Annotated in this window: 21 protein-coding genes; 8 read left to right on the top strand and 13 right to left on the bottom strand. The window is 59.4% G+C overall.

Annotated elements, in window-relative coordinates:
- Nucleotides 1-97 precede the first annotated feature (97 nt).
- Nucleotides 98-1,339 (top strand): M23 family metallopeptidase, encoded by a 1,242-nt coding sequence (locus P2081_RS00605; RefSeq protein ID WP_278920939.1) that lies wholly within the window; start codon nucleotides 98-100, stop codon nucleotides 1,337-1,339.
- 110 nt (nucleotides 1,340-1,449) lie between these two features.
- On the opposite strand, the gene P2081_RS00610 is transcribed toward P2081_RS00605, so the two are convergent.
- The 4 genes from P2081_RS00610 to P2081_RS00625 form a co-directional block, all read right to left on the bottom strand.
- A complete protein-coding gene (locus tag P2081_RS00610) occupies nucleotides 1,450-2,292 on the bottom strand; it encodes an ATP-binding protein (protein ID WP_278920940.1) in 843 nt (280 codons plus the stop codon).
- A 146-nt stretch (nucleotides 2,293-2,438) separates the two neighbouring features.
- Nucleotides 2,439-3,380, bottom strand: a complete 942-nt coding sequence (tatC, locus tag P2081_RS00615; protein WP_278920941.1) for a twin-arginine translocase subunit TatC — start codon at nucleotides 3,378-3,380, stop codon at nucleotides 2,439-2,441.
- Nucleotides 3,377-3,874, bottom strand: coding sequence for a Sec-independent protein translocase protein TatB (gene tatB, locus P2081_RS00620; protein WP_278920942.1), 498 nt, complete (start codon nucleotides 3,872-3,874; stop codon nucleotides 3,377-3,379). Before tatB ends, tatC begins: the two co-directional genes overlap by 4 nt.
- A 6-nt stretch (nucleotides 3,875-3,880) precedes the next feature.
- The gene (locus P2081_RS00625) at nucleotides 3,881-4,108 is read right to left on the bottom strand and encodes a twin-arginine translocase TatA/TatE family subunit (RefSeq protein ID WP_278920943.1); all 228 of its coding nucleotides are present in this window, start codon (nucleotides 4,106-4,108) and stop codon (nucleotides 3,881-3,883) included.
- Between the two features lie 222 nt (nucleotides 4,109-4,330).
- Between P2081_RS00625 and P2081_RS00630 the strand changes: the two genes are divergently transcribed.
- The gene (locus P2081_RS00630; protein ID WP_278920944.1) at nucleotides 4,331-4,642 is read left to right on the top strand and encodes a hypothetical protein; all 312 of its coding nucleotides are present in this window, start codon (nucleotides 4,331-4,333) and stop codon (nucleotides 4,640-4,642) included.
- A 108-nt stretch (nucleotides 4,643-4,750) separates the two neighbouring features.
- The gene (locus tag P2081_RS00635; protein WP_278920945.1) at nucleotides 4,751-5,431 is read left to right on the top strand and encodes a helix-turn-helix transcriptional regulator; all 681 of its coding nucleotides are present in this window, start codon (nucleotides 4,751-4,753) and stop codon (nucleotides 5,429-5,431) included.
- Nucleotides 5,432-5,527: 96 nt separating this feature from the next.
- Here P2081_RS00635 and P2081_RS00640 read toward each other — a convergent pair whose 3' ends face one another.
- The 3 genes from P2081_RS00640 to P2081_RS00650 all read right to left on the bottom strand — a co-directional run bounded on the left by P2081_RS00640 (nucleotide 5,528) and on the right by P2081_RS00650 (nucleotide 8,706).
- Nucleotides 5,528-6,640: an ABC transporter ATP-binding protein gene (locus P2081_RS00640; RefSeq protein WP_278920946.1), complete on the bottom strand. Its 1,113-nt coding sequence runs from the start codon at nucleotides 6,638-6,640 to the stop codon at nucleotides 5,528-5,530.
- 135 nt (nucleotides 6,641-6,775) lie between these two features.
- On the bottom strand, nucleotides 6,776-7,894 hold the full coding sequence (locus P2081_RS00645) for a YhaZ family DNA alkylation repair protein (protein WP_278920947.1): 1,119 nt from the start codon (nucleotides 7,892-7,894) through the stop codon (nucleotides 6,776-6,778).
- Between the two features lie 32 nt (nucleotides 7,895-7,926).
- Nucleotides 7,927-8,706 (bottom strand): SDR family oxidoreductase, encoded by a 780-nt coding sequence (locus tag P2081_RS00650; protein WP_278920948.1) that lies wholly within the window; start codon nucleotides 8,704-8,706, stop codon nucleotides 7,927-7,929.
- A 339-nt stretch (nucleotides 8,707-9,045) separates the two neighbouring features.
- On the opposite strand from P2081_RS00650, the gene P2081_RS00655 reads away from it, so the two are divergent.
- The 5 genes from P2081_RS00655 (at nucleotide 9,046) to P2081_RS00675 (ending at nucleotide 15,379) form a co-directional block, all read left to right on the top strand.
- Nucleotides 9,046-10,056: a Hint domain-containing protein gene (locus tag P2081_RS00655; RefSeq protein ID WP_417699659.1), complete on the top strand. Its 1,011-nt coding sequence runs from the start codon at nucleotides 9,046-9,048 to the stop codon at nucleotides 10,054-10,056.
- Nucleotides 10,057-10,201: 145 nt separating this feature from the next.
- On the top strand, nucleotides 10,202-11,809 hold the full coding sequence (locus tag P2081_RS00660; RefSeq protein WP_278920950.1) for a peptide chain release factor 3: 1,608 nt from the start codon (nucleotides 10,202-10,204) through the stop codon (nucleotides 11,807-11,809).
- Between the two features lie 268 nt (nucleotides 11,810-12,077).
- The gene (locus tag P2081_RS00665; protein WP_278920951.1) at nucleotides 12,078-13,058 is read left to right on the top strand and encodes a glycosyltransferase family 2 protein; all 981 of its coding nucleotides are present in this window, start codon (nucleotides 12,078-12,080) and stop codon (nucleotides 13,056-13,058) included.
- Nucleotides 13,059-13,281: 223 nt separating this feature from the next.
- Entirely contained in the window at nucleotides 13,282-14,946 is a 1,665-nt protein-coding gene (locus P2081_RS00670) for a DEAD/DEAH box helicase (protein WP_278920952.1), read from the top strand.
- A gap of 259 nt (nucleotides 14,947-15,205) precedes the next feature.
- Nucleotides 15,206-15,379, top strand: coding sequence for an RSP_7527 family protein (locus P2081_RS00675; RefSeq protein WP_278920953.1), 174 nt, complete (start codon nucleotides 15,206-15,208; stop codon nucleotides 15,377-15,379).
- Between the two features lie 113 nt (nucleotides 15,380-15,492).
- Here P2081_RS00675 and P2081_RS00680 read toward each other — a convergent pair whose 3' ends face one another.
- The 6 genes from P2081_RS00680 to nuoL all read right to left on the bottom strand — a co-directional run bounded on the left by P2081_RS00680 (nucleotide 15,493) and on the right by nuoL (nucleotide 23,878).
- Nucleotides 15,493-17,163 (bottom strand): ribonuclease J, encoded by a 1,671-nt coding sequence (locus tag P2081_RS00680; RefSeq protein WP_278920954.1) that lies wholly within the window; start codon nucleotides 17,161-17,163, stop codon nucleotides 15,493-15,495.
- Nucleotides 17,160-17,942 carry a type III pantothenate kinase gene (locus tag P2081_RS00685; RefSeq protein WP_278920955.1) on the bottom strand — a complete coding sequence of 261 codons (783 nt, stop codon included), beginning with the start codon at nucleotides 17,940-17,942 and terminating at the stop codon, nucleotides 17,160-17,162. Before P2081_RS00685 ends, P2081_RS00680 begins: the two co-directional genes overlap by 4 nt.
- Nucleotides 17,943-17,959: 17 nt before the next feature.
- Complete coding sequence (locus P2081_RS00690) at nucleotides 17,960-18,709, bottom strand: biotin--[acetyl-CoA-carboxylase] ligase (protein WP_278920956.1); 750 nt, start codon at nucleotides 18,707-18,709, stop codon at nucleotides 17,960-17,962.
- A gap of 71 nt (nucleotides 18,710-18,780) precedes the next feature.
- On the bottom strand, nucleotides 18,781-20,220 hold the full coding sequence (gene nuoN / locus P2081_RS00695; protein WP_278920957.1) for an NADH-quinone oxidoreductase subunit NuoN: 1,440 nt from the start codon (nucleotides 20,218-20,220) through the stop codon (nucleotides 18,781-18,783).
- A 14-nt stretch (nucleotides 20,221-20,234) separates the two neighbouring features.
- Entirely contained in the window at nucleotides 20,235-21,782 is a 1,548-nt protein-coding gene (locus tag P2081_RS00700) for an NADH-quinone oxidoreductase subunit M (RefSeq protein WP_278920958.1), read from the bottom strand.
- A complete protein-coding gene (gene nuoL / locus P2081_RS00705; RefSeq protein ID WP_278920959.1) occupies nucleotides 21,782-23,878 on the bottom strand; it encodes an NADH-quinone oxidoreductase subunit L in 2,097 nt (698 codons plus the stop codon). Before nuoL ends, P2081_RS00700 begins: the two co-directional genes overlap by 1 nt.
- Between the last annotated feature and the right edge of the window lie 5 nt (nucleotides 23,879-23,883).

Consider the following 23,883-nt stretch of genomic DNA (forward strand, 5'->3'; position numbering starts at 1 on the left):
CAAATAACCATTGACCCGGGCGCAGGTCCCAGCACAACAGGCGCAAAGCCCGGCGCTCCGTCCGGCGCGTCAAAAAACGACAAAAAACGAGGACAGCATGCTGACAGGTCGCCCAAGTACCCGCCCCAAGCGCCGCCCAAACCCGAAATCCGCCCCGATCGTCGCGCGCCTTTCCCTGGTCGTGGCTCCGCTGTTTCTTGCGGCCTGCGAAGGGCCATTGGATTATGATCTGCGCGGGCAGATTGGTGGTTTCAACACCACCCAGGCCGCCCAGACGGCAACCGCGAACCGCCCCGCCCCCGATAGCCGGGGCTTGATCACCTACCCCTCTTATCAGGTGGCCGTGGCCGAACGCGGCGACAAGGTTGCGGATGTGGCCGCACGCATCGGATTGCCCGCAGTTGAAATCGCCCGCTTCAATGGCATGCAGACCAATGACAGCCTGCGCCAAGGCGAGGTGCTTGTTCTGCCCCGCCGTGCCCCAGCCAGCCAGCCTGCCACTGTCGGCACCGCAAGTGCCGGTGGCGTCGACATTGCGTCCTTGGCGGGCAATGCCATTGATGCGGCGCCCACCACCTCGCCCAACCCCGGTTCGGTGACCACCACCGAGATCCAGCCGACACCACAGACCAAGCCGGTCGCGGTGCAGGACGGGCCAGAACCCGTACGCCACAAGGTGGTGCGAGGCGAGACCGCCTATACCATTTCCCGGCTCTATCAGGTGCCCGTGAAATCCCTGGCGGACTGGAATGGATTGGGCAGCGACTTTGCCATACGTGAAGGCCAGCAACTGTTGATCCCCCTCAAGGATCAAAGCCGCCCCTCGCAGACACCGGCAGCGGTGGTGACCACCGCCCCCGGCCAGGGCTCGGCCACGCCAACGCCGCCCAGTGCGACCAAACCTCTGCCCACAGAAAATGTGGCTCCGGCCAGCGTTGCTGCGGAAAACCTGCCTTCAGTCGATGTGCCCAGCCCCTCACGGCCCAACCAGGCCGCCATGGCCTATCCGGTGCAGGGCAAGATCATCAAAACCTACGCCAAGGGGCGCAACGATGGCATTGATATCTCTGCCGCGGCGGGCGCCCAGGTCACGGCGGCCGAGGCCGGCACAGTTGCCGCCATCACCAAGGATTCAAAAAACATCCCGATCATTGTGATCCGCCACGATCCAAAGCTGCTAACCATCTATGCCAATGTTGACAAAATCCTGGTAAGCAAGGGCGACCAGGTCAGCCGCGGCCAGGCGATTGGCAATCTGCAAGAAGTCGCGGGCGCGACGCTGCATTTTGAGGTGCGCAACGGCTATGACAGCCTCGACCCGCTGTCCTATCTGAACTAGACGGATACCAGCGCGGCCGCAGCAGCAGGCCAGAACAGACAGCAGGGGCGGGATGCGGTTGAAACCACATCCCGCCCCTGTTCATTTGACCGCTATCCTGTGGTGCCGTCCTAGGCCAGCGAGACCCCATGCCGCCCCGCCAGGTCGGTAAAGAACTGCCAGGCCACCCGCCCAGAACGCGCCCCGCGTGTGGCTTGCCATTCAATCGCCTCTGCCCGCATGACATCTGCATCGACATCGACACCATAGGCCTTGCAATAGCCTGAAATCATATCGAGATATTCATCCTGATCACAGGGGTGGAAGCCCAGCCACAGGCCAAAACGATCCGAGAGAGAGACCTTTTCCTCAACCGCCTCAGAGGGGTTGATGGCGCTAGAGCGTTCATTCTCGATCATGTCGCGCGGCATCAGGTGCCGCCGGTTAGACGTAGCAAAGAACACCACATTCTCCGGACGCCCCTCGATGCCGCCATCCAGCACCGCCTTCAGGCTTTTGTAATGCTGGTCATCATGGCTGAATGACAGGTCATCGCAAAACAGGATAAAGCGATGCGGTGCCTGGCGCAGGTGGTTCAGCAGACGCGCCACCGAGGGCAGGTCTTCGCGCTGCAACTCTACCAGTTTCAAATCGGGATGATCCCCCAAGAGCGCGCCGTGAATGGCCTTTACCAGGCTGGACTTCCCCATGCCCCGCGCCCCCCATAGGAGGGCATTGTTCGCGGCCTCACCACGGGCAAAACGGCGCGTGTTTTCCAACAGGGTATCGCGCGACCGCCCAATCCCGACCAGCAGTTCCAGATCAATCCGGTTGACCTGTGCCACAGGCTCCAGCCGGTCTGGGGCCACATGCCAGACAAAAGCGGCAGCAGCATCAAAATCGGGCGCTGCCAGCGGCGCGGGCGACATCCGTTCCAGCGCCTCGGCAATGCGGGTCAATAGGATCTGGTCCATTGGGGGTCTCCGGTCGTTTAGGGCTGGAAGGTTTGAACCACGTTCCGCCGGGGCGGACAAGTCCTGACAGGTCACGGGAAAATCAACACATAAAAAAGGGGGCGCACCCTGCTGGACACGCCCCCGGTTCTGTTTTGCAGACAGGGTTACCTGTCGTCTTCACCCTCATCGGCATCGAATTCTGCCATCAGCGGGTCTTCATCCTCGTCGTCGTAGTACCCTTCGGCGCGCAGCTTTTCTTCGCGCTTGGCCTCAACCCGGCGCACCAGGAAGATCGACATCTCATAAAGCCCATAGACCACCACAAACAGGATCATCTGGGTGATTACATCCGGCGGCGTTACCAGCGCGGCCAGAACCAGAATGGCCACAACCGCATATTTACGCATGGCACCCAGCCCATCAGCGCTGACCAGTCCCGCCTTGCCCATCAGGGTCAAAAGAACCGGCAGCTGAAAGCACAACCCAAAGGCCATGATAAATTTCAGCGTGATATCAAGGCTTTCATTCACCTTCCCAAAGAAGGTGATTTTCACCCCATCGACGGTTTCCGGCACCACTGCCGCATCTACGGTCACCCCATCAGGAACAGCCCCTGCAGCCTGGCTCAACAGGTTGGCAAAAATCGAACTGACATCTGCAAAGCCCAGAAAGAACTGCATCGCCAGCGGTGTCACCACAAGCTGCGCAAAGGTCGCCCCCAGCAGAAACATGAAGGGCGAGGCAATCAGGAACGGCAAAAAGGCGCCTTTTTCCGTTTTATACAGCCCCGGTGCCACAAATCGCCAAAGCTGGTAGCCGATCACCGGGAAGGACAGGGCAAACCCAAAGACCATCGAGATGCGGAACAGCGTGAACAGATATTCCTGCGGCGAGGTATATTGCAGCGTCGGGGACGGATCGCCTAACGCCCGCAGCGTTTCCTCGATGGGCTTTACCAGGAACTGCAAAATAGGTTCGGCCACGACAAAGGCCAGAATGACCCCCACCGCAAAGGCCATCACCGCCCGGATCAATCGGGTGCGCAGCTCTGCCAGATGTTCGATCAGGGGGGCGGTTGAATCCTCAACCTCTTCGGTCTGGCTCATGTCTTGGCCTCACTTCCTTCGGAGGGCGCGTTGTCTGGCTGTTCTGGTCCTGCCTCAATTGCCGCTTCTGCGGCCTCGGCATGGGCCAGGGCGTCTTGTGCCTCGCGGGCTTTGCGTTCTGCTGCACTGCGCGCGGTGGCGGCCTGGATCTTCTTGGCCTCCAGCGCGCGTTCCACTGCCATTTTACCGGTTTCAGTGCCAGGCTTATAGGTGGTCGGATCAATGGATTTGGCCATATCCTGCGCCGCCTCCTTCACCCCGTCCATCGCGGTGCTGACAGGATTGGTCGCAGCCTTCAGCCCCTTGGCCACATCCCGCACGCCGCTTTCATCAGCAGCCTCGTTCATGGCGCTGCTGAATTCGCGTGCCATGCCCTTGGCCTTGCCCACGAAACGCCCCACATTGCGAAACATCACGGGCAGGTCTTTGGGCCCGACAACAATCAGCGCCACGACGCCAACCACCAGAAGTTCGGTTAGCCCAAGATCAAACATGCCCCGTTACGCCTTGTCTGTTTCAGAGGCAGACCCGGAGGCAGGGGTGACGTCCTTGGCTTCGACAGTTTTTTCTTCTTCCAGCTCTGCAGTGCCTTCATTCACACCCTTCTTGAACGAGGTAATGCCTTTGCCAACTTCACCCATAAGCGAGCTGATCTTGCCGCGGCCAAACAGCACCAGAACCACAACAGCGATAAGCAGCAGGCCGGGAAGGCCGATATTATTAAGCATGTGAATCTCTCCTTCACTTTTGCCAATGCGCGCTGCATCGGCTGACTATTCTCTGACCACAGGTTTTAGGCCCCTCCCGCGCCAGAGCAAAGAGGCGGCAGCGGTCTTGGGGCGAGAGACAGCAGCAAAATCGCTTTTTTTCGCCCCCCAGGCACACAACTGACAGGTTTATGTCAGTTGACCCCTGCTAGGGCTGCCTCATCAACACAAGAGGAGATTGATATGACCCAAAACGTCGCTGAAACCGTGACCTTCAAGCTGAACCCAGGCGTCACCCCCGAAGAGTTTGTCAAGATCAGCCAAACCAGCGAGGCCTTTGTGCGCGCCAACCCCGGCTTTATCTTTCGCCGCCTCAGCTGTGGCGCTGATGGGCGGTGGACGGATACCGTGATCTGGAAAGATATGGAAACCGCGCAGCAGGTGGCCGAGAGTTTTGGCAAACAGGATTTTGCCCCGGCGCTGATGGCGGCGATTGCACCAGAAACGGTCACCCTGCGCCACGAAACCATCCACTGGACCGTTGCGCCCAGCTAACCACCCGACTTTGTGACGCAATCCTACGCTGCCACTATAGACGGCCGGGGCACCACCCTTGCATGCCCCGGCTTGACGCCCCCCTGTCTCTGCGCCAAGGGTAACCCCATGCGCCGCACCGACCGCCTTTTTGAAATCATCCAGATCCTGCGTGATGGGAAACTCCATCGGGCACAGGATATTGCCGCCCGGCTTGAGGTCTCTACCCGCACCATCTACCGCGACATGGATACATTGGTTGCCTCGGGTGTGCCGGTCGAAGGCGAACGTGGTCTTGGCTATATGGTGCGTGAACAGATCACCCTGCCGCCACTAACGCTTACCGCAGAGGAACTGGAGGCGCTGAACCTTGGCATGGCCATCGTAGCCGAAGCCGCAGATGCCGATCTGAAGGCCGCCGCTCAGTCCCTGGCTGCCAAGGTGGATGCGGTCTTGCCGACCGAGACGATCGCCGCAGCGGACGCCTGGAAATTTGCCGTCTACCCCTTTGCCGATGCAGCGCGGGGCTTTGGCCATATGCCCACCCTACGCGCGGCAATCAAATCGCGCCAAAAGCTGGCGCTGCAGTACCAGCGCATAGATGGCACCCTGACAGAGCGCACCATCCGCCCCCTGCATATGGAATATTGGGGCCGCGTCTGGACCCTGACCGCCTGGTGCGAAACCCGGGCGGATTTCCGGGTCTTTCGCGTCGATCTGATCGAAGAGGTGCGCGCCCTGCCCGAATTGTTCCTGGATGAACCCGGCAAGACCCTGGCGGATTATGATCCGCATCGCGACAGGCACTAGCAGCGCCTAGGCCACCTTGGAACACATCATCCCGGATCAACAAGGTTGGGCTCAGGCTGGCTGGCCTCGGTCAAGCTGGCATCTGATAGGTTGCCCTTAGGCGGGAAAGACAAAACAGCGGTTGCGCGGCACCGTCAGCCACATCACCCGGCCCACCTCTGGCAGGAAAACGCGCGGCACCGTCACCTTGAGAATAGAGCCGTCGTAATCCATCTGGAACTCGACCAGGCTCTCATGGCCAAGATAGCGCGCCCGTTTCACCACCGCGCGGGCTGGTACGCCGTCGGTGGCGGTTGGCAGCGGCCCCCTGCCACCACGGTCAAAATCGATCCGCACATGCTGCGGGCGAAAGACGATGTCGACATCGGTGCGATCAGCAATACCCGGCGCCAGAAACTGGCCAAAGGGTGTTTCCGCCAGCGCGCCATTCACTTGCGAATGCAACACGTTGATATCACTAAAAAAGGCCACCGCAGCCTTATCTGTCGGGCGGGTGTAGACGTTATAGGGCGCGCCTTGCTGGACAATTTTCCCGCCGCGCATCAGGGCAATTTCATCGGCCATCCTCATGGCTTCTTCCGGCTCATGGGTGACCAGCAACACCGCCGCGTCTTCTTCTTTCAGCAGCGTCAGTGTTTCGTCGCGGATCCCATCGCGCAGCCGGTTGTCGAGCCCGGAAAAGGGTTCATCCATCAGCATGATCCGCGGACGCGGTGCCAGGGCACGGGCCAGGGCGACGCGCTGCTGCTCTCCACCTGACAACTGGTGGGGAAATTCATCAATAAACCGCGACAAGGAAACCTTTTTCAGCAGTTCTTCAACGCGGGCGCGCTTGGCCTCTTTGCTGCCCTTCAGGCCAAAGGCGACGTTATCCGCCACACTCAGATGCGGGAACAGGGCAAAATCCTGAAACATCAGCCCAATCTCGCGCCGCTCTGGTGGCACCCGGAACACCGTGTCGCAGACCAGCTTGCCATCGACATAGATTTCACCGCTGTCCTGCATTTCCACCCCTGCGATCATCCGCAGGGTGGTGGATTTACCGCAGCCAGAGGGCCCAAGCAGGCAGGTAACCTGCCCGGCCTGAATTTGCAGCGAAACATCATCCACCACCGCACGGCCATCATAATAGCGATGGATATTACGGATCTCGAGCCGCGGATGCGGCGCGGCCTCAGACTGGGGCGCGCTGGGGGGTGTTGTGCTCATTCTGCCTCACAAGCTTTGCCGATTGTGCAATCGGTCCTTGCGGCAAATACCAACCCGGCGAGCGCCGTGCAAGTCCTCAGCCCCGGCGCGCTAAAGCCCGTCAATTTGCCAGAATTACGTCAAAGCCGCATATGGTCAGGCGGTCAGATCAAAAGCCGCCTGCGCACCAACGCGGCCATTGACCAGAATTTCAATCTGGTGGCGGCCTGGATACAGTTTGAAGGTGGTGGCATCGCCTTTGAACCGATGCAGTTTGGCCAAGGTCAGCGCCGCACCGCGCAGTTTCGTTTGCTTCAGCTTGAACACCTTTTGCGCGGTCTTGCCACCAGCCCGTGCAAAACTGACACGGTAGTCGACAATCACTGGCAAATCCGTCGGGGAGGCAAGCGTGACCTCAAACTTGAGCGCCCCGCCAATGCGCAGGGCCGACGCCCCCAGCTGCAAATCGACCGAGACCTCTGCCTCAGGGTCATAGCCAAGCAGGCGCAATGCCCGCGGGTGGCCGGATTTCACCAGGCCGCGACAGGCATGGCTGATCAGCCAGGTCAGCTCTTTTTCCTGTTGTGCGCCATGTGCCCGCCAGGCCTCTAGCCGGTCCAGGACCAGATCCGGCTCTTTCTTGCTGATGTCATTCAGGTGATTGGCAACTGATCGCGTCACATAGCGGGTGGGATCCTGATGCAGATGGTCCAGAAACGGCAGCGGATCGGCCAGCGTCAAAGCAACCCCCTGCCCCCAGGGCAGGCGCGGCCTGGTGCCTTCGCTGACCAGGCGGCGCACATGATAGCTGGGATGCTGTATCCACTGCTGCATCCGCGCCAGCGTCAGATCCTGATGCGTATTCAAGAACGGACGAATGGCCCATTCCATGGAAAACCGCTGGGTCAGTTCCGCCAAGAGATCCAGCGCCAGCTCTGGGTCGCTGTGCAGCCCCCGCGCCAAGACGAACTCGCCCACCGGAGCAAAGATGAAATCGCCGAAATCATCATCCGTCCTCCCCGGATCCAGCGGTGGCGGCAGCGCCTGCAAAAGCCGAGGTGCCACCTCGGGCAGCGGTCCGGGCAGATGCTGGCCCAGAACCTCGGCGATCCAACTGATGCGCGCCTTCAATTCCAGCGGCAACAGGCCCGCCATGACATCCGTTTCAAATTGATCAGCCTGAAACCCCGGCACCACAGGGGCAAAAAGACCCGCCAGATAGCGGGTCTTTTGCTGATTGAACAATTGGTCCTTAAGGGAAAACCCGCTGGCCATTCGATGCTCCGTGTCTTGCGTCAGGACACTGCTTACAGTGTCATATTGGTGGCCCCACCGTCCAACAGAATGTTCTGTCCGACAATGAACCCCGCATGTTGCGAGCACAAAAACGCACAGGCGGCGCCGAATTCCTGCCGGGTGCCGTAGCGTCCTGCGGGAATGGTGGCCGCGCGCTGTGCCTTGGCCTCTTCCATGGTGATACCCTGCTGGCTGCTGACGCCGCTATCCAATGAAACCGCGCGGTCCGTGGCATGGATACCGGGCAGCAGGTTATTGATGGCAACACCGCTGCCTGCGACCTGTCGCGAGGTGCCTGCCACATACCCAGTCAACCCGGCGCGGGCAGAGTTTGACAGGCCCAGCACCGCAATGGGGGCCTTGACGGATTGCGAGGTGATATTGACCACCCGGCCCCAGCCGCGTTCCATCATGCCCGGCAGCAGCGCCTTCATCAGGGCAATCGGTGCCAACATATTGGCATCCAGCGCCTTGATGAAATCCTCACGCTCCCAGTCTGACCACAGCCCCGGAGGCGGGCCACCGGCGTTATTGACCAGGATATCAACGCCTGTCGCAGCGGCGAGCAGCTTTGCCTGCCCCTCTTGCGTGGTGACATCAGCCGCCACGGTTTCGACCTCAACGCCGTAGCGATCGCGAATGGCCTGCGCGGCCTGCAAGAGGGTCTCTTCGCCGCGCGCATTCATCACCAGGTTGACCCCCGCTTCGGCCAATGCCTCCGCGCAACCCAGACCCAGGCCCTTGCTGCTGGCGCATACCAATGCGCGTTTTCCAGTAATCCCGAGATCCATAGCTTTGCTCCCTGCGTCGTGCTTGAATTTTGCCCAAGACTGCACCGCTTGGGCAGTAATGGCCAGCCCAGAATCGCAGGGGCGGCCTGCCGGGTTTTGCCGATACATTTGGCCGCTGCGGCCCCCTGATTGGAGCCGGCTGGCTGGACTGCTGGCCTGCACCACCACAAAGGGATAGGTGAAATTAATGGCTTGTCAGGATTTCTGCCCGTATTTGTCGGTATCATGCCATAATTCGCGGCTATACCCCTGTGCCAGGGGCATGCCATTGCGTTTGCGGCGCGCCCAGGCAGGGGTTACCCCTTGCGTCGCAACAGCTAAATCAGGATGGGGACTTCAGTGCCAGCAGTAGAACACGCCATTCAGTCCATCCCGGCCTACCCGGCCGAACAGTTCCTGGTGGAAATTGGTGCCAACATGGGTGACCCGATTGGCCTTTACCAGGACCTGATGCTGGATGACATCTACCAGCTTAGCCCACCGGCGCACCCACAACGGCTGGCCCTGGCCAGCAACGCAGAGGGGCAGTTCTGCATCGCCGAAGGCACGGCACTCGGCACCCCCGGTGCTCGGCTGCATCTGGACTGCGTCCTGACCCTGATGCCACAGGCCGGCGATAACGTCGAAGCCCTGGTAATGGTCGAAGTCGACGCGGACGGGATGATCGCTGCGATCTACCTGTTGCCCATGGCACCACTGAACCTGCAACACAGCTATACGCTGGTGCGGGCGGAACAGGACGGTGCACGGCGCAAACTGGCGCAGATGGCCTGTGTGTCATTCACCCGCGGCACCCGGATTACCCTGGCCACAGGGGCGCAGAAACCGATCGAAGACCTCGTGCCCGGTGATCGCGTATTGACCCGCGACGACGGGGTGCAGGAGTTGCGCTGGATTGGCCAGACCACATCGCGCGCGGTGGGGCGTATGGCCCCGGTACTGATCCGGGCCGGGGTCTTGAACAATGCCGCTGATCTGCTGGTCAGCCCCGATCACCGCCTGATGGTCTATCAACGCCGCGATGAGCTGGGCACCGGCTGTTCGGAACTCCTGGTGCGGGCGCGTGACCTGGTCAATGGCACAACGGTTGTGGTGCAGGATGGCGGCTTTGTCGATTACTTCCAGCTGCTGTTTGACCGGCATCACATCATCTATGCCGAAGGCATCGCCGCAGAGAGCCTGTTTCTGGACCCCCTTACCCAGCCCGCCCTGCCCGATGATCTGCTGCGCCGCATCGGCCCTGGCCTTGCCACAGGTCAGCGCCGCGACAGCCACGGGTTGGAGGTACAGAAAAACCTGCTGAACCACCCAGATGCGGTTGAAATGCTGCGCCGCTCTTCGCTGCGCTAACCGACGCCTCCGTGGACAAGTCGCCTGCGATGCATCATCGGGAGCGATACCTGCGCAGCCCCCTGGCCGCCCTGTTTCACAGCTTTCTGCGACGAGGGGGGGCTTTTTCTTGCCAGCCTCGACAATCCAACCTATACGCGCGCTCATGTTGGATACCGCTGCAAACCGCCCAGACCTGCCGCCCGAAATCGCGCGGCGCCGCACCTTTGCGATCATTTCGCACCCGGATGCGGGCAAAACCACGCTGACTGAAAAATTCCTGCTTTATGGCGGCGCGATTCAGATGGCTGGGCAGGTGCGCGCCAAGGGCGAAGCACGGCGCACCAGATCCGATTTCATGCAGATGGAAAAGGACCGCGGCATTTCGGTCTCGGCCTCGGCAATGTCCTTTGATTTTGACGGCTTCCGCTTCAATCTGGTGGATACGCCCGGCCACTCGGACTTTTCCGAAGACACCTATCGCACCCTCACGGCGGTGGATGCCGCCGTCATGGTGATTGATGGGGCAAAGGGCGTGGAAAGCCAGACTCAGAAACTGTTTGAGGTCTGCCGCCTGCGTGACCTGCCGATCCTGACCTTCTGTAACAAGATGGACCGCGAAAGTCGCGATACCTTTGATATTATTGATGAGATCCAGGAAAACCTGGCCATTGACGTGACGCCAGCCGCCTGGCCCATCGGCGTTGGGCGCGATTTCATCGGCTGCTACGACATGCTGCGCGACCGACTGGAGCTGATGGACCGCGCCGACCGCAACAAAGTGGCCGAAAGCATCGCGATTGAGGGCCTGGATGACCCCAAGCTGGCCGAATATGTGCCCGCAGATCTGCTGAACAAGCTGCTGGAAGAGGTCGAGATGGCCCGCGAGCTGCTGCCCAAGCTGGATCCGCAGGCGGTGCTCGAAGGCCATATGACCCCGATCTGGTTTGGCTCAGCCATCAACTCCTTTGGCGTCAAAGAACTAATGGACGGCATTGGCCACTACGGCCCCGAACCGCAGGTGCAAAAGGCGCAGCCACGAAATATTGCCCCCGAAGAGAAGAAGGTCGCCGGCTTTGTCTTCAAGGTGCAGGCCAATATGGACCCAAAGCACCGCGACCGGGTGGCCTTTGTGCGGATGGCTAGCGGCCACTTTAAACGCGGCATGAAACTGACCCATGTGCGCACCAAGAAACCGATGGCGATTTCCAACCCGGTGCTGTTCCTCGCCTCTGACCGCGAATTGGCCGAAGAGGCATGGGCTGGCGATATCATTGGTATTCCGAACCATGGCCAGCTGCGCATCGGCGACACCCTGACCGAAGGCGAAGCCCTGCGGGTTGCCGGTATTCCCTCCTTTGCGCCGGAACTGCTGCAGGGCGTGCGCGCGGGCGATCCGATGAAAGCCAAGCATCTGGAAAAGGCGCTGATGCAGTTTGCCGAAGAAGGCGCAGCCAAGGTGTTCAAACCCTCAATCGGTTCCGGCTTTATTGTTGGCGTGGTCGGGGCGCTGCAATTTGAGGTTCTGGCCAGCCGGATCGAGCTGGAATACGGCCTACCGGTGCGGTTTGACAGCTCTCAGTTCACCTCGGCGCGCTGGGTCAATGGGGACAAAGCGGCGGTGGACAAGTTTGTAAATTCCAACAAACAGCACATCGCCTATGACCATGATGGCGATGTCGTCTATCTGACTCGTCTGCAGTGGGACATCGACCGGGTAGAGCGGGATTACCCCGATCTGCAACTGACCGCGACCAAGGAAATGATGGTCTGAGGCACCGCGCTACGGCCCCAAAGCCTGATAGACAAGCTCACATAATCTGGGCGCGCCATCACCGGCGCGCCCTTTTGCGATTCTTCGTTGACGTCGCGGCCCGCCGCTTGGTCGCAGCCCGATCCGCATTTTGAGGTTTTGCCGCTCTTCTGTCCGGCGCGCACTGGACCAACGGGGGGAACCCTGTGCAGTATCGCGCCACGTGACACCGCGCAGACAGCCCTGCCCCGCAACCGGACAGAGCAAGGATACAGAGAGCAGGGCATCAATGGACACAAACGCAAAATGGGGCATCGTCGCCACTATCAAGGCCCCGGCCCAAGACATCCTCGATTTTGCCGCCTACCACCTGGAGGCCGGAGCACATCGTCTGTTTCTATATCTCGATGCCCCCTGCCCCGGCGCCCGCCCTCTGCTCAAGGCGCATCCAAAGATCCGCGTCTTTGACTGCGACGATGCCTCTTGGCAAAGGCGGCGCAAGGGCGGCAAGCCCGCCAAACATCAGGTTCGCCAAAGCCTGAATGCCACCCGTGCCTATCGTCGCCAAGCTGCTGATCTGGACTGGCTAGCCCATATTGACGTTGATGAATTCCTCTGGGCGAATAGCTCGATTGGCACGCTGCTGGCGGCCCTGCCGCAAACTACCCTGGCAGCCCGCGCCCGCCCCATAGAGGCACTTGCAGGCGATGCAACTGCCTTCAAAGGTCATATCCCCAAAGGGCCTGAACGCGGCACAATCGTCGGCCGCCTGTATCCGCGCTACGGCGAACATATGCGTGGCGGCTTTCTCAGCCATGTGCAGGGCAAGATCTTTGTGCGCACAGGACTGCCCGATATCAGCTTTCGCATCCATAACTTTTTCCAAGACGCTGGCAAAAGCCCAGAGGACCGGCTGGAAAACCCCGCCACGACCGAACTGCCTGCGCTTGAGCTGTGCCACCTGCATGCGCGGGATTGGCCCCACTGGCTGGCGCATTACCGGTTTCGCCTAGAGCGCGGATCTTACCGGGCCGACCTCTCGCCCGCACGACCCAGGGATAAGGACGGCATAAACCTGCATGAACTCCTCTCGGCAATAGAGGCCGAAGAGGGCGTGCCAGGCCTGCGCGCCTTTTATGATGAAGTCTGCGGCGACAGCCCGGCCCTGCGCCAGCGGCTGGAACAGGAAGGGCTGTTGCGGATCCGTATGCTCAACCGCGCCGCGACCCGACAAAAGCACTTCCCCAGTTTTGACAGCACGCAGGGGTGATCCCCGCGCAACGATTCGGCGCCCCTGACGCGGGGGTGACCGGTATTTTGGCACGCCAGCAGAGGCGGATAGCGGCCAGGCAAGCCCAGCCAATAATTGACCGCAGGACAAGATTTTGCTATGTCCCGCCAAAAGCTGGACGTTGTCACACCGCTTGTTCTCGCGGACCCGGCTTTGTCAAAACACGCGCGGGCCAAATTAGTGTCCGCAAAAACGGACGCATATGACAAAATTTACCGATCTGAACCTGAACCCCAAGGTCCTCAAAGCGATTGAAGAAGCGGGTTACGAGTCACCAACACCGATCCAGGCTGGTGCTATTCCACCTGCGCTTGAAGGTCGTGATGTACTGGGCATCGCCCAAACCGGCACCGGCAAAACCGCCTCTTTCACCCTGCCAATGATCACCATGCTGGCCCGTGGCCGCGCCCGCGCCCGGATGCCGCGCAGCCTGGTCCTGTGCCCGACCCGCGAATTGGCAGCCCAGGTTGCAGAGAATTTTGACACTTATACCAAACACTTAAAGCTTACAAAGGCCCTCTTGATTGGCGGTGTCAGCTTTAAGGAGCAGGACCAGCTAATCGACAAAGGCGTCGACGTTCTGATCGCAACGCCAGGTCGCCTGCTGGATCATTTCGAGCGCGGAAAGCTCTTGCTGACCGGTGTGCAGATCATGGTCGTCGATGAGGCAGACCGGATGCTCGACATGGGCTTTATTCCGGATATCGAGCGGATCTTCTCCCTTACGCCCTTTACCCGCCAGACGCTGTTCTTCTCGGCCACCATGGCCCCTGAAATCGAACGGATCACCAATACCTTCCTTTCCGCACCTGAGCGAATCGAAGTTGCCCGGCAGGCCAGCGCCTCTGAAACCATCGAACAACAAGTGGTGCAGTTCAAAGCCTCGCGCAAAGATCGCGAAGCCAGCGAAAAACGCACCGCCCTGCGCGCATTGATCGACGGCGAAGGCGACAAGCTGACCAACGCAATCATCTTCTGCAACCGTAAGACGGATGTAGATATTGTGACCAAGTCACTGAAAAAATACGGCTATGATGCCGCGCCGATTCATGGCGATCTGGACCAGAGCCAACGCACCAAGACACTCGACGGGTTCCGCGACGGGCAGCTGCGTATTCTCGTGGCCTCTGACGTCGCGGCGCGCGGCCTGGATGTGCCCAGCGTCAGCCATGTGTTCAATTATGATGTGCCCGGCCACCCCGAAGACTATGTCCACCGGATTGGCCGCACCGGCCGCGCGGGCCGTGAAGGCAAGGCAATCACCATTTGCTCTGTCCGCGATGAAAAGGCCCTCGCCGCCGTTGAAAACCTGCTGCAAAAAGAAATCAGCCGGATGGACAACCCTGCCAAGAAAGCAGAGCCGGTCAAGCGCAGCGCTGCCAAGAAATCCACTGACACGCCGGATCAGGACACCGAAAATTCCGGTGGCAAGCCCACACGAAGCCGCCGGGGCGCTACATCGCGCAAGTCGGCGGACGCCGCTGCGCCGCAGGATGCTGCCACACCAAAAGCAGAGGTCAGTGAAGATAAGGCCGGCGCTGACCAGGTATCTGCGGATCTGCAAGCGCAGGAAACCACTGAAACGGACAAGTCCGAAGCACGCAAATCGGCCCCCCGCAAGGCAGACAGTGCCAAATCCGAAGGCCGCTCGCGTACGCGCAAGGCCACGGCCAAGGCAGACGATAAGCCAGACGACAAGCCCGTCGCCGAGGAAAACGCTGCAGCGCAGCAACAAACTGCCCCCAAGAACAATCGGGGCCGTGGCGGCAAACAAGGCGGGCGTCGTGACGATCGCACGGTTGTTGGCATGGGCGATCACATGCCAAGCTTTATCGCGCTCTCATTTGCAGAGCGTCGCGCCGGGTAATTTTCCAATAAAATCAATACCATTTACGGCCGCCATCTTTGGCGGCCGTTTTGCGTTTGCGCTTTAGAGCGTGCCGGGAAAGGTCTTGAATTCACAGGCAGTCGGTCTACACGACCCAGTGCGTCACGCGGTCTTCCCGAATTTTCAGCTGGCGACCTTTGCACTTGCAGCATGGCGGGATTGACAGATTGGCCAATGTCACCGCGCCCAAAGCCCGCTACATGTAGCCCATCCGAAAACGCAATAGACCGAGAACGTTATGACCGAGCACCAGCCTGTTACTCTCACCGCTGATGAAATCCATGCCATCCAGCGTCGCGCAGAAGCTATGCGCGCCCGGGCTTTGGCTGATGGGATGAGCGCGGTTGGCCGCAGCCTGCGCGCCCTGCCCCAGAAAATCGTCGCGCTGCTGCAACGCCCCCGCACCGCGTAAGGGCAGCAGCCTGCCACTGTTTTGCGCAGTGACGGGTTCCCCCGTCAGCGCCCACAAAAAAGCCTCGGCAAGATCTGCCGAGGCCTTTTCTATTCAGGATGTCAGCGCGGTGCTTATCGCATCCGGCTGATCACCACGGTGACTTCGGGCTTTTTGCCGATTTCGTTGTTGCAGGTCTGACGCGCAATCCGGCGTAGTTCGCCTTCCAGCTTGTCGTCATCCTTCAGCGTCTTGGCCCCAGCCCGCATCAGGAACTGATTCAGGTCTTCTTCCAGAACATCGATCAGTGCCGCGTTAGAGCTGCTAGTATCTGTCAGCCCCTTGATATCACACCAGGGCTCGCCCAGGGGTTCATCTTCCTCGTCCAGAATAAGGGTAACGACCAGATGGCCATTCAGCGCCATGCGGATGCGGTCGCGCACCACGCCATCCATCGCACCAATCTTGGTGGTGCCATCCAGATAGGTGCGGCCAGTGTCGATATATTCCAGCACCGAGGGACGGTTACCCGACAGGTTCAACATCATGCCATTCACCGCCACAATGCTGGGAATACCCTTGGCCTCGCCCAGACGGGCATGCATCCGTAGGTGGCGATGTTCACCATGCATTGGCACCAGCATCGCGGGCTGCAGCAGCGCATGCAGCGCCTCAAGGTCCGGTCCATTGGCATGGCCAGAGACATGATACAGACCAGAGCTGTCATCCACCACATCGACGCCACGTTCCGAGAACTGGTTGATGATGCGGATCACACCGCGCTCATTGCCCGGAATCGTCTTGGAGGAAAACAGGAACAGATCGCCCTCTTTCAACTCTAACCCACGGTATTTACCACGCGCCATCTGCGCCGAAGCGGCACGGCGTTCGCCCTGGCTGCCCGTGGTGATCAACATCAGGTTGTTGCGGGGCAGGTCCCTTGCCTCTTCCGGGGAAAAGACCGGTGGGAAATCCGTCAGAACGCCGGTTTCCTTGGCGGCCTCGACCATGCGCAGCATCGCGCGGCCCAACAAGACAACCGAACGCCCGGCCCGCGTGCCCGCATCCGCCAGGGTCTTTACCCGTGCCACGTTCGAAGCAAAGGTGGTTGCCGCGACCATGCCGCTGGCCTCGCCGATCAGGCGGGTAATTTCCTCGGGCAGATCCGATTCAGAACGGCCAGGTGTTTTGGAGAACACATTGGTGGAATCGCACACCAGGGCCTTGATGCCTGGCTTGGCGATTTCCGCCCACATTTCAGGATCAAAGGCTTCGCCAACCAGCGGCGTGCGATCCAGTTTGAAATCACCGGTATGCACCACCCGGCCCGCCGGGCTGTCGATGACCAGGCCACCGCTTTCCGGGATCGAATGCGCCATCGGCGCGACACCGATGGTAAAGGGGCCAAGCTTGGTCACTTCGGGCCAGGCACCAACCGTTTTCACCACCAGCGGATCATGGCCGCGCTCTTCCATCTTGCGCCGCGCAAGATTGGCGGTAAAGGCACGGGCATAGATCGGCACGTTCAGCTGACGATACAGATGCGAGACCGCGCCGATGTGGTCCTCATGGCCATGGGTGATAAAAATTGCCTCCAGCTGGTCAACGCGTTCACGCAGCCAGGTGATATCAGGCATGATCAAGTCAACACCGGGGGTGCTGTCCATATCGGGGAAGGCAACGCCCAGATCCACCAGGATCAGCCGTTCCTTGCCGGGGCGGCCATAGCCGTAAACATAGGCATTCATGCCAATTTCGCCTGCACCACCAAGGGGCAGATAGATCAAACGTTCATCAGTGCTCATATAGGAGTACCGTTATCCTTATTATATTTATGGATGATCTGCAGTCCATGCATCGTGAGATCATCCTCATATGCGTCAAACAGATCAGCAGCTTGCTGGAATAGAGGCGCCAGCCCGCCTGTTGAGATAATCTTCATCGGAACATTGCGTTCGGCTTTGATCCGGGCGCAGATCTCGCGCACCAGGCCGACGTAGCCCCAAAACACGCCCGATTGCATGCAGGCCACCGTATTGGTGCCGATCACGTGCTCGGGTTTGGAAATATCCACATGTGGCAGCGCCGCCGCCGCCTGATGCAGCGCCTCAAGGCTGAGGTTCACCCCAGGCGCGATCACACCACCGACATAGGCACCATCTTCGGCTACCACATCAAAGGTAGTGGCCGTGCCAAAATCCACCATCACCAGATTGCCACCGTAGTGGTCAAAACCGGCCACCGTGTTGACCAACCGATCCGGCCCCACTGCGGTGCCCTCGTCCACCCGGACATCCACCGGCAACAGACAATCCGGTTTGCCCACCACCAGTGGGCGGGTGTTGTAATAGCGATCAGCCAGAACCCGCAGGTTGAACACAACACGCGGCACAGTGGAAGAAACGATCATATCCGTGATATCCGTCTCGATGCCCTGCGCCTGAATCAATGTGTTGAGCCAGACAAAATACTGATCCGCCGTGCGCCGCCAATCGGTCGCCGTGCGCCAGGTGCCAATAAATTGTTCGCCATCCCAGATAGAGAAGACGGTATTGGTATTGCCACAATCAACAGCCAGAAGCATGGAATGCCCTTTTGCGCTCAGAAAAAGATATCGGCGGCGGGGATCGATACCCGACCGTTGGCGCTGTTTAGGACAAGGTTGCCCTCCGCGTCTACCGTCTCGAAGGTGCCTTCTACCTCAGAATGGCTGGTTCTTGCAATTATCACCTCTCCAAGCTTGGCCGCGCGTGCCAACCAAGCGGTGCGGATCGGGTCAAAGCCATAGGTGGTGAACTGCAGTTCATAGCGGGCATAGGCCGCCGCCAGCGCGGTCAAAAAGACCTCGGGCGTGACCTGCACCCCAGTTTCAGACAGCAGCGACACCGGCCAGACCGCCCCCGGTTCCAGCCATTCTTTCATCGGCGTTTCCACCAGATTGACGCCGATGCCAATGGCTAGGTAGTTCAGCCCCTGCCCCGCACCCGAGCTTTCCAACAGAATACCAGACAGCTTGCCGCCGTTGAACAAAACATCATTGGGCCATTTCAGCGCCAGACCAACGGTGCGCCCGGTCAGGGATTCGCAGGCATCATAGACCGCCAGCGCGGCGACAAAACTGCGAAGCGCCACCTGCTGCGGGGGCTCGCTTGGGCGCATCACCAGTGTGGCGGCAAAATTACCCTGCGGTTCCTTCCAGTCGCGGCCCCGGCGGCCACGCCCCTTGGTCTGGCGCTTGGCAAGGATCCATTCCGGCCCCGTCAGCTCTGGCGCGATGCGCCTGGCCTCGTCCAGGGTGCTGTCCACCTCTTGCAAGATCCGCTTGCCGTAACCGTCAGGCCAATCCGTCATTGTCTCATTCCTTTAAAGGCAAAAAGGCCCGGTCCGCTGGACCAGGCCCTTTGTCAGAGATGTTAAACCGTTCAGTGGACCAAGGCCGCAGCCGCAGCAGCCGCTGCGCCATCGACACCAAACATATTGATAATCCCCAGAACCATCACTGCAGCCGACCCCATAAGGAAGACCCAGAGCACAGGCGACCCGGTGCGGTCCAGCTCTTCGGCTTCTTCGCCGAAATACATGTAGTAGACGATCCGCAGATAATAGAAGGCACCGATGACCGAGGCAACCACACCAGCAATCGCCAGCCAGGCCAGATCTGCCTCATAGGCAGCGCGCAGCACATAGAACTTGCCAAAGAAGCCCAGCATCGGCGGCACACCTGCAAGCGAGAACAGCAGCACCAGAACCGCCAGTGCCTTACCAGGTTCACGGCGGGCATATTGGTTCAGCGCCTGAATATCGGTGACAGGCTGGCCATCCTTTTGCAGCATCAGGATAAAGGCAAAGGTGCCGATATTCATCGAAACATAGATCGCCATATAGACCAGCATCGCCTCGATGCCGAGCTGAGTACCCGCAGCAAGCCCCATCAGCGCATAGCCCATATGGGCAATCGAAGAATAGGCCATCAGACGTTTGATATTACGCTGGCCAATCGCCGCCACCGCACCCAGAAACATCGACAAGACGGACAGCAGCGCCACAACCTGGCTCCAATCGCTGATCGCGTGGCCAAAGGCGTCATGCATCACCCGGGCAAACAGGCCCATGGCCGCAACTTTGGGGGCCGAAGCAAAGAAAGCCGTTACCGGTGTGGGCGCGCCTTCATAGACATCCGGCGTCCACATGTGGAAGGGCACTGCAGAGACCTTGAACCCAAGACCAGAAATCAGCAGGACCAGACCAAACAGCAGGCCCACAGAGACCTCGCCGTGCTGGGCTACATCAATGATGCCCGCAAATTTGGTGGTACCGGCAAAGCCGTAAACAAGCGAGGCACCGTAAAGCAGCAGACCCGAAGACAGCGCACCCAGCACAAAATACTTCAGGCCGGCCTCGGTCGATTTGACGCTGTCGCGGCGCATCGAAGCCACAACGTAGAGCGCCAGCGACTGCAGCTCCAACCCCATGTACAGCGACATCAGATCACCGGCAGAAACCATGACCATCATGCCAACCGCGCTCAGCGCGACCAGGATCGGGTATTCAAAGCGCAGCATGCCGCGGCGCAACATATACTCCTGCCCCATCACCAGAACAGCGGCTGCCGCCAGCAGGATCGTCACCTTGGCAAAACGGGCAAAGCCGTCATCGACAAACATGCCGCCAAAAGCCGTTGTGCTGCCGCTGCCGCTGGTGCCAATCCACAAGGCCAGCACCACCATCAGGCCCGACGTAGACCAGGTGATCGCCGAGGCAAGCTTGTCTTTGCCAGTGTAGACTGCGCCCAATAGCGCCGCCATTGCGTAAAGTGCCAGGATAATCTCTGGCAGAATTACGGAGAGATCAGCTTGGATCATCTGCCCATGCTCCCTTAGTGCGACGCGGTCTGGATTACAGCGGAGGTATCCGCAGCAGCCAGAGACTGGTTGAAGTTTGCGATCAGCGCTTCAGTCGATGGACTGATGATATCGGTGACCAGCGACGGATAGACGCCCAGAAGGATAGTCATCACAACCAGTGGCGCAAAGATAAAGCGTTCACGTGCATCCATGTCCTGAATGGTTTTCAGGCTGCCCTTGATTAGGTCGCCAAAGACCACCCGACGATAAAGCCAGAGCGCATAGGCCGCCGAGAAAATTACGCCGGAAGCCGCAACCGCTGCTACCCAGGTGTTTTTCTGGAATGTGCCCATCAGGGTCAAGAATTCCCCAACAAAGCCAGAGGTGCCCGGCAGGCCAACGTTGCCCATGGTAAAGAACATGAAGACCAGCCCGTAAGCGGGCATCCGCACCACCAGGCCGCCATAGGCGTTGATGTCGCGGGTATGCATGCGGTCATAGATCACGCCCACGCAAAGGAACAGCGCCGCCGAGATGAAGCCGTGGCTCAACATCTGGAAGATGGCACCATCAACCCCCTGCTGGTTGGCCGCAAAGATCCCCATGGTGACAAAGCCCATATGCGCGACGGATGAATAGGCGATCAGCTTTTTCATGTCTTCCTGCACCATCGCCACCAGCGAGGTATAGACCACCGCGATGGCGGACATCCACAGGATCAGATCGGTCATCACATCCGCGCCAACCGGGAACATCGGCAAGGAAAACCGCAGGAAGCCATAGCCGCCCATCTTGAGCAGGATCGCCGCCAGCACCACAGACCCAGCCGTCGGCGCCTGAACGTGTGCATCCGGCAGCCAGGTATGTACCGGCCACATCGGCATCTTCACCGCAAAGGAGGCAAAGAACGCCAGGAACATCAGGGTCTGCATGCCGCCGACCACATGAATGCCCAACAGATCAAAGCTGGTGGCAGAGAAACTATGCGTCAGCAGGGTTTCGATATCGGTGGTGCCCGCATCGGCATACATCGCCACCATAGCCACCAGCATCAAGACAGAGCCAAGGAAGGTATAAAGAAAAAACTTGAAGGAGGCGTAGATGCGTTCCTTGCCGCCCCAGATGCCGATGATCAGGAACATCGGGATCAATCCCGCCTCGAAGAACATGTAAAACAGCACCAGGTCCAGCGCCATGAAAACACCCAGCATCAGGGTTTCCAGCAACAGGAAGGCGATCATGTATTCCTTGACACGGGTGGTCACCCGCCAGCTGGCCAGTATGGTCAGCGGCATCACAAAGGTGGTCAGCAGGACAAACAGCACCGAAATGCCGTCAACGCCCATCTTGTACTTTAAGCCAAAGACCCAGTCGTGCTCTTCTACGAACTGAAAGCCGGTGTTGGCAGGGTCAAACTGTGTGTAGATCCCCAGGCTGACCAAAAAGGTCAGGCTGGTGGTAATCAGGGCAAGCCGTTTGGCATTGCGCTGCGCCGCTTCATCCTCGCCGCGCATCAGCAGCGCCATAACAGCAGCTGCCACAGCAGGGATGAAGGTGACAATTGATAGAAGGTTGTCCATCAGTGGGCTCCTCCGCCGATCGACATCCAGGTGATCAGGGCTGCAATGCCCAGCACCATCCAGAAGGCATAGGTAAAGATGAAACCGGACTGCGCGCGACCGGCAAGTTTGGTGAAGAAAGGAACAATCCCCATGGCGACGCCATTCAGGAAGCCGTCAATGGCATTGCCATCGCCGCGTTTCCAGAAGAAACGCCCAATGGCCAAGGCAGGCTTGACAAAAATCGCGTCGTACAGCTCGTCAAAGTACCACTTGTTCTTGAGGAACAGATAAAGCGGCTGATGCGTCTCTGCCAGGCGCCCAGGCAGGCTTGGGTTCACGATGTAGAACCAAACCGCCAGCACCAAGCCAAGGGACATCGCAATAAAGGGCGAGACCTTGACCCATTTTGGCGCGGCATGTGCATCGTCCAGCACATGGTTGTCGGCGGCAAAATACAGCGCGCCCTCTCCCGGCTGGCCGGTAAAGACATAGTGATGCTCACCCGCCTCGGCCTCGGCACCATGCGCATCGCTTTCGCCATGGCTCTCTGCTGCCTCACCATGGGCCGCTGCCGAAGCTTCCGCCACGGGGATACCGTAGAATTTTCCAACCTTGTCGGCATGCCCAAAGAAGCTGCCGTACCAGATCATGCCAGAGAAGACCGCACCCAGTGCCAGCACCCCAAGCGGGATAAGCATCGTCATCGGGCTCTCATGCGCGTGATCATGGGTATGTTTGTCGCCACGTGGCTTGCCAAAGAAGGTCAGGAACATCAGGCGCCAGCTGTAGAAAGAGGTCATGAAGGCAGCAATCACGAGCAGCCAGAACCCATAGTCGGATCCACCGGCAAAGGCGCTCTCAATAATCGCATCCTTGGACAGGAAGCCGGCAAAACCGATATGGGTCAGCGGGATGCCAACGCCGGTGATGGCCAGGGTGCCAATCATCATCGCCCAATAGGTATAGGGGATTTTCTTGCGCAGACCGCCATAGTTCATCATGTCCTGTTCATGGTGCATGGCGTGGATAACCGAACCTGCGCCCAGGAACAGCATCGCCTTGAAAAAGGCATGGGTAAACAGGTGGAACATTGCCGCCGAATACATGCCGACGCCTGCGGCCACGAACATATACCCCAGCTGCGAGCAGGTGGAATAGGCAATGACGCGTTTGATGTCGGTCTGAACCAGGCCCACCGTTGCGGCAAAGAAAGCCGTAGAGGCACCAATCACCGTGATGAACATGGTTGCCTGTGGCGCAAACTCCATCAGCGGCGACATGCGGCAGACCAGAAAGACACCGGCGGTAACCATGGTCGCAGCATGGATCAACGCCGAAACAGGTGTCGGGCCTTCCATCGCATCTGGCAGCCAGGTGTGCAGGAACAGCTGCGCCGATTTACCCATCGCGCCGATGAACAACAGCACCGCCAACAGGTTCGCTGCGTCCCATTCGCCCCAAAGGAAGGATATCTGCTGACCGGAGACCTCGGTGGGAATGGCGGCAAAAATATCAGAGAAGTTGATGCTATCGGTCAGCAGGAACAGACCAAAGATCCCCAGCGCAAAGCCAAAATCCCCAACCCGGTTGACGATAAAGGCCTTCATTGCCGCCGCATTTGCGCTTGGCTTGCGGTAGTAGAAGCCGATCAACAGGTAAGAGGCCACGCCGACCCCTTCCCAGCCAAAGAACATCTGAACCAGATTATCTGAGGTCACCAGCATCAGCATGGCAAAGGTAAAGAAGGACAGATAGGCAAAGAAGCGCGGCTTGTAGCTCTCGCCCTCTTTCCACTGCGGATCATCCGCCATGTAGCCAAAGCTGTAGAGGTGAACCAGGCTAGACACCGAGGTGACAACAATCAGCATCAGGGCGGTAAGCCGGTCCAGCCGGATCCCCCATGACGTAGACAGTGAACCGCTTTCAATCCAGGTCATGACTTCGATCTGGCGGGTAACCCCGTCAAATCCAAGAAAGGTGATCCAGGACAAGAGCGCCGAAAGGAACAACAGGCTCGTCGCCGTCACCATGGCTGCTTTTTCGCCGATATATTTATGGCCAAAGCCACAAATCAGCGCGCCCACCAGAGGGGCAAAGAGGAGGATGGTTTCCATGATGC

Origin of the sequence: Pseudophaeobacter profundi, assembly GCF_029697505.1 — a bacterium.
Lineage (GTDB): Bacteria > Pseudomonadota > Alphaproteobacteria > Rhodobacterales > Rhodobacteraceae > Pseudophaeobacter > Pseudophaeobacter profundi.

Bases quoted from the DNA above. Each gene is read 5' to 3' on its own strand.
- P2081_RS00605 (WP_278920939.1), top strand. From the start codon at position 98: ATGCTGACAGGTCGCCCAAGTACCCGCCCCAAGCGCCGCCCAAACCCG.
- P2081_RS00610 (WP_278920940.1), bottom strand. From the start codon at position 2,292: ATGGACCAGATCCTATTGACCCGCATTGCCGAGGCGCTGGAACGGATG.
- tatC (WP_278920941.1), bottom strand. From the start codon at position 3,380: ATGAGCCAGACCGAAGAGGTTGAGGATTCAACCGCCCCCCTGATCGAA.
- tatB (WP_278920942.1), bottom strand. From the start codon at position 3,874: ATGTTTGATCTTGGGCTAACCGAACTTCTGGTGGTTGGCGTCGTGGCG.
- P2081_RS00625 (WP_278920943.1), bottom strand. From the start codon at position 4,108: ATGCTTAATAATATCGGCCTTCCCGGCCTGCTGCTTATCGCTGTTGTG.
- P2081_RS00630 (WP_278920944.1), top strand. From the start codon at position 4,331: ATGACCCAAAACGTCGCTGAAACCGTGACCTTCAAGCTGAACCCAGGC.
- P2081_RS00635 (WP_278920945.1), top strand. From the start codon at position 4,751: ATGCGCCGCACCGACCGCCTTTTTGAAATCATCCAGATCCTGCGTGAT.
- P2081_RS00640 (WP_278920946.1), bottom strand. From the start codon at position 6,640: ATGAGCACAACACCCCCCAGCGCGCCCCAGTCTGAGGCCGCGCCGCAT.
- P2081_RS00645 (WP_278920947.1), bottom strand. From the start codon at position 7,894: ATGGCCAGCGGGTTTTCCCTTAAGGACCAATTGTTCAATCAGCAAAAG.
- P2081_RS00650 (WP_278920948.1), bottom strand. From the start codon at position 8,706: ATGGATCTCGGGATTACTGGAAAACGCGCATTGGTATGCGCCAGCAGC.
- P2081_RS00660 (WP_278920950.1), top strand. From the start codon at position 10,202: ATGTTGGATACCGCTGCAAACCGCCCAGACCTGCCGCCCGAAATCGCG.
- P2081_RS00665 (WP_278920951.1), top strand. From the start codon at position 12,078: ATGGACACAAACGCAAAATGGGGCATCGTCGCCACTATCAAGGCCCCG.
- P2081_RS00670 (WP_278920952.1), top strand. From the start codon at position 13,282: ATGACAAAATTTACCGATCTGAACCTGAACCCCAAGGTCCTCAAAGCG.
- P2081_RS00675 (WP_278920953.1), top strand. From the start codon at position 15,206: ATGACCGAGCACCAGCCTGTTACTCTCACCGCTGATGAAATCCATGCC.
- P2081_RS00680 (WP_278920954.1), bottom strand. From the start codon at position 17,163: ATGAGCACTGATGAACGTTTGATCTATCTGCCCCTTGGTGGTGCAGGC.
- P2081_RS00685 (WP_278920955.1), bottom strand. From the start codon at position 17,942: ATGCTTCTGGCTGTTGATTGTGGCAATACCAATACCGTCTTCTCTATC.
- P2081_RS00690 (WP_278920956.1), bottom strand. From the start codon at position 18,709: ATGACGGATTGGCCTGACGGTTACGGCAAGCGGATCTTGCAAGAGGTG.
- nuoN (WP_278920957.1), bottom strand. From the start codon at position 20,220: ATGATCCAAGCTGATCTCTCCGTAATTCTGCCAGAGATTATCCTGGCA.
- P2081_RS00700 (WP_278920958.1), bottom strand. From the start codon at position 21,782: ATGGACAACCTTCTATCAATTGTCACCTTCATCCCTGCTGTGGCAGCT.
- nuoL (WP_278920959.1), bottom strand. From the start codon at position 23,878: ATGGAAACCATCCTCCTCTTTGCCCCTCTGGTGGGCGCGCTGATTTGT.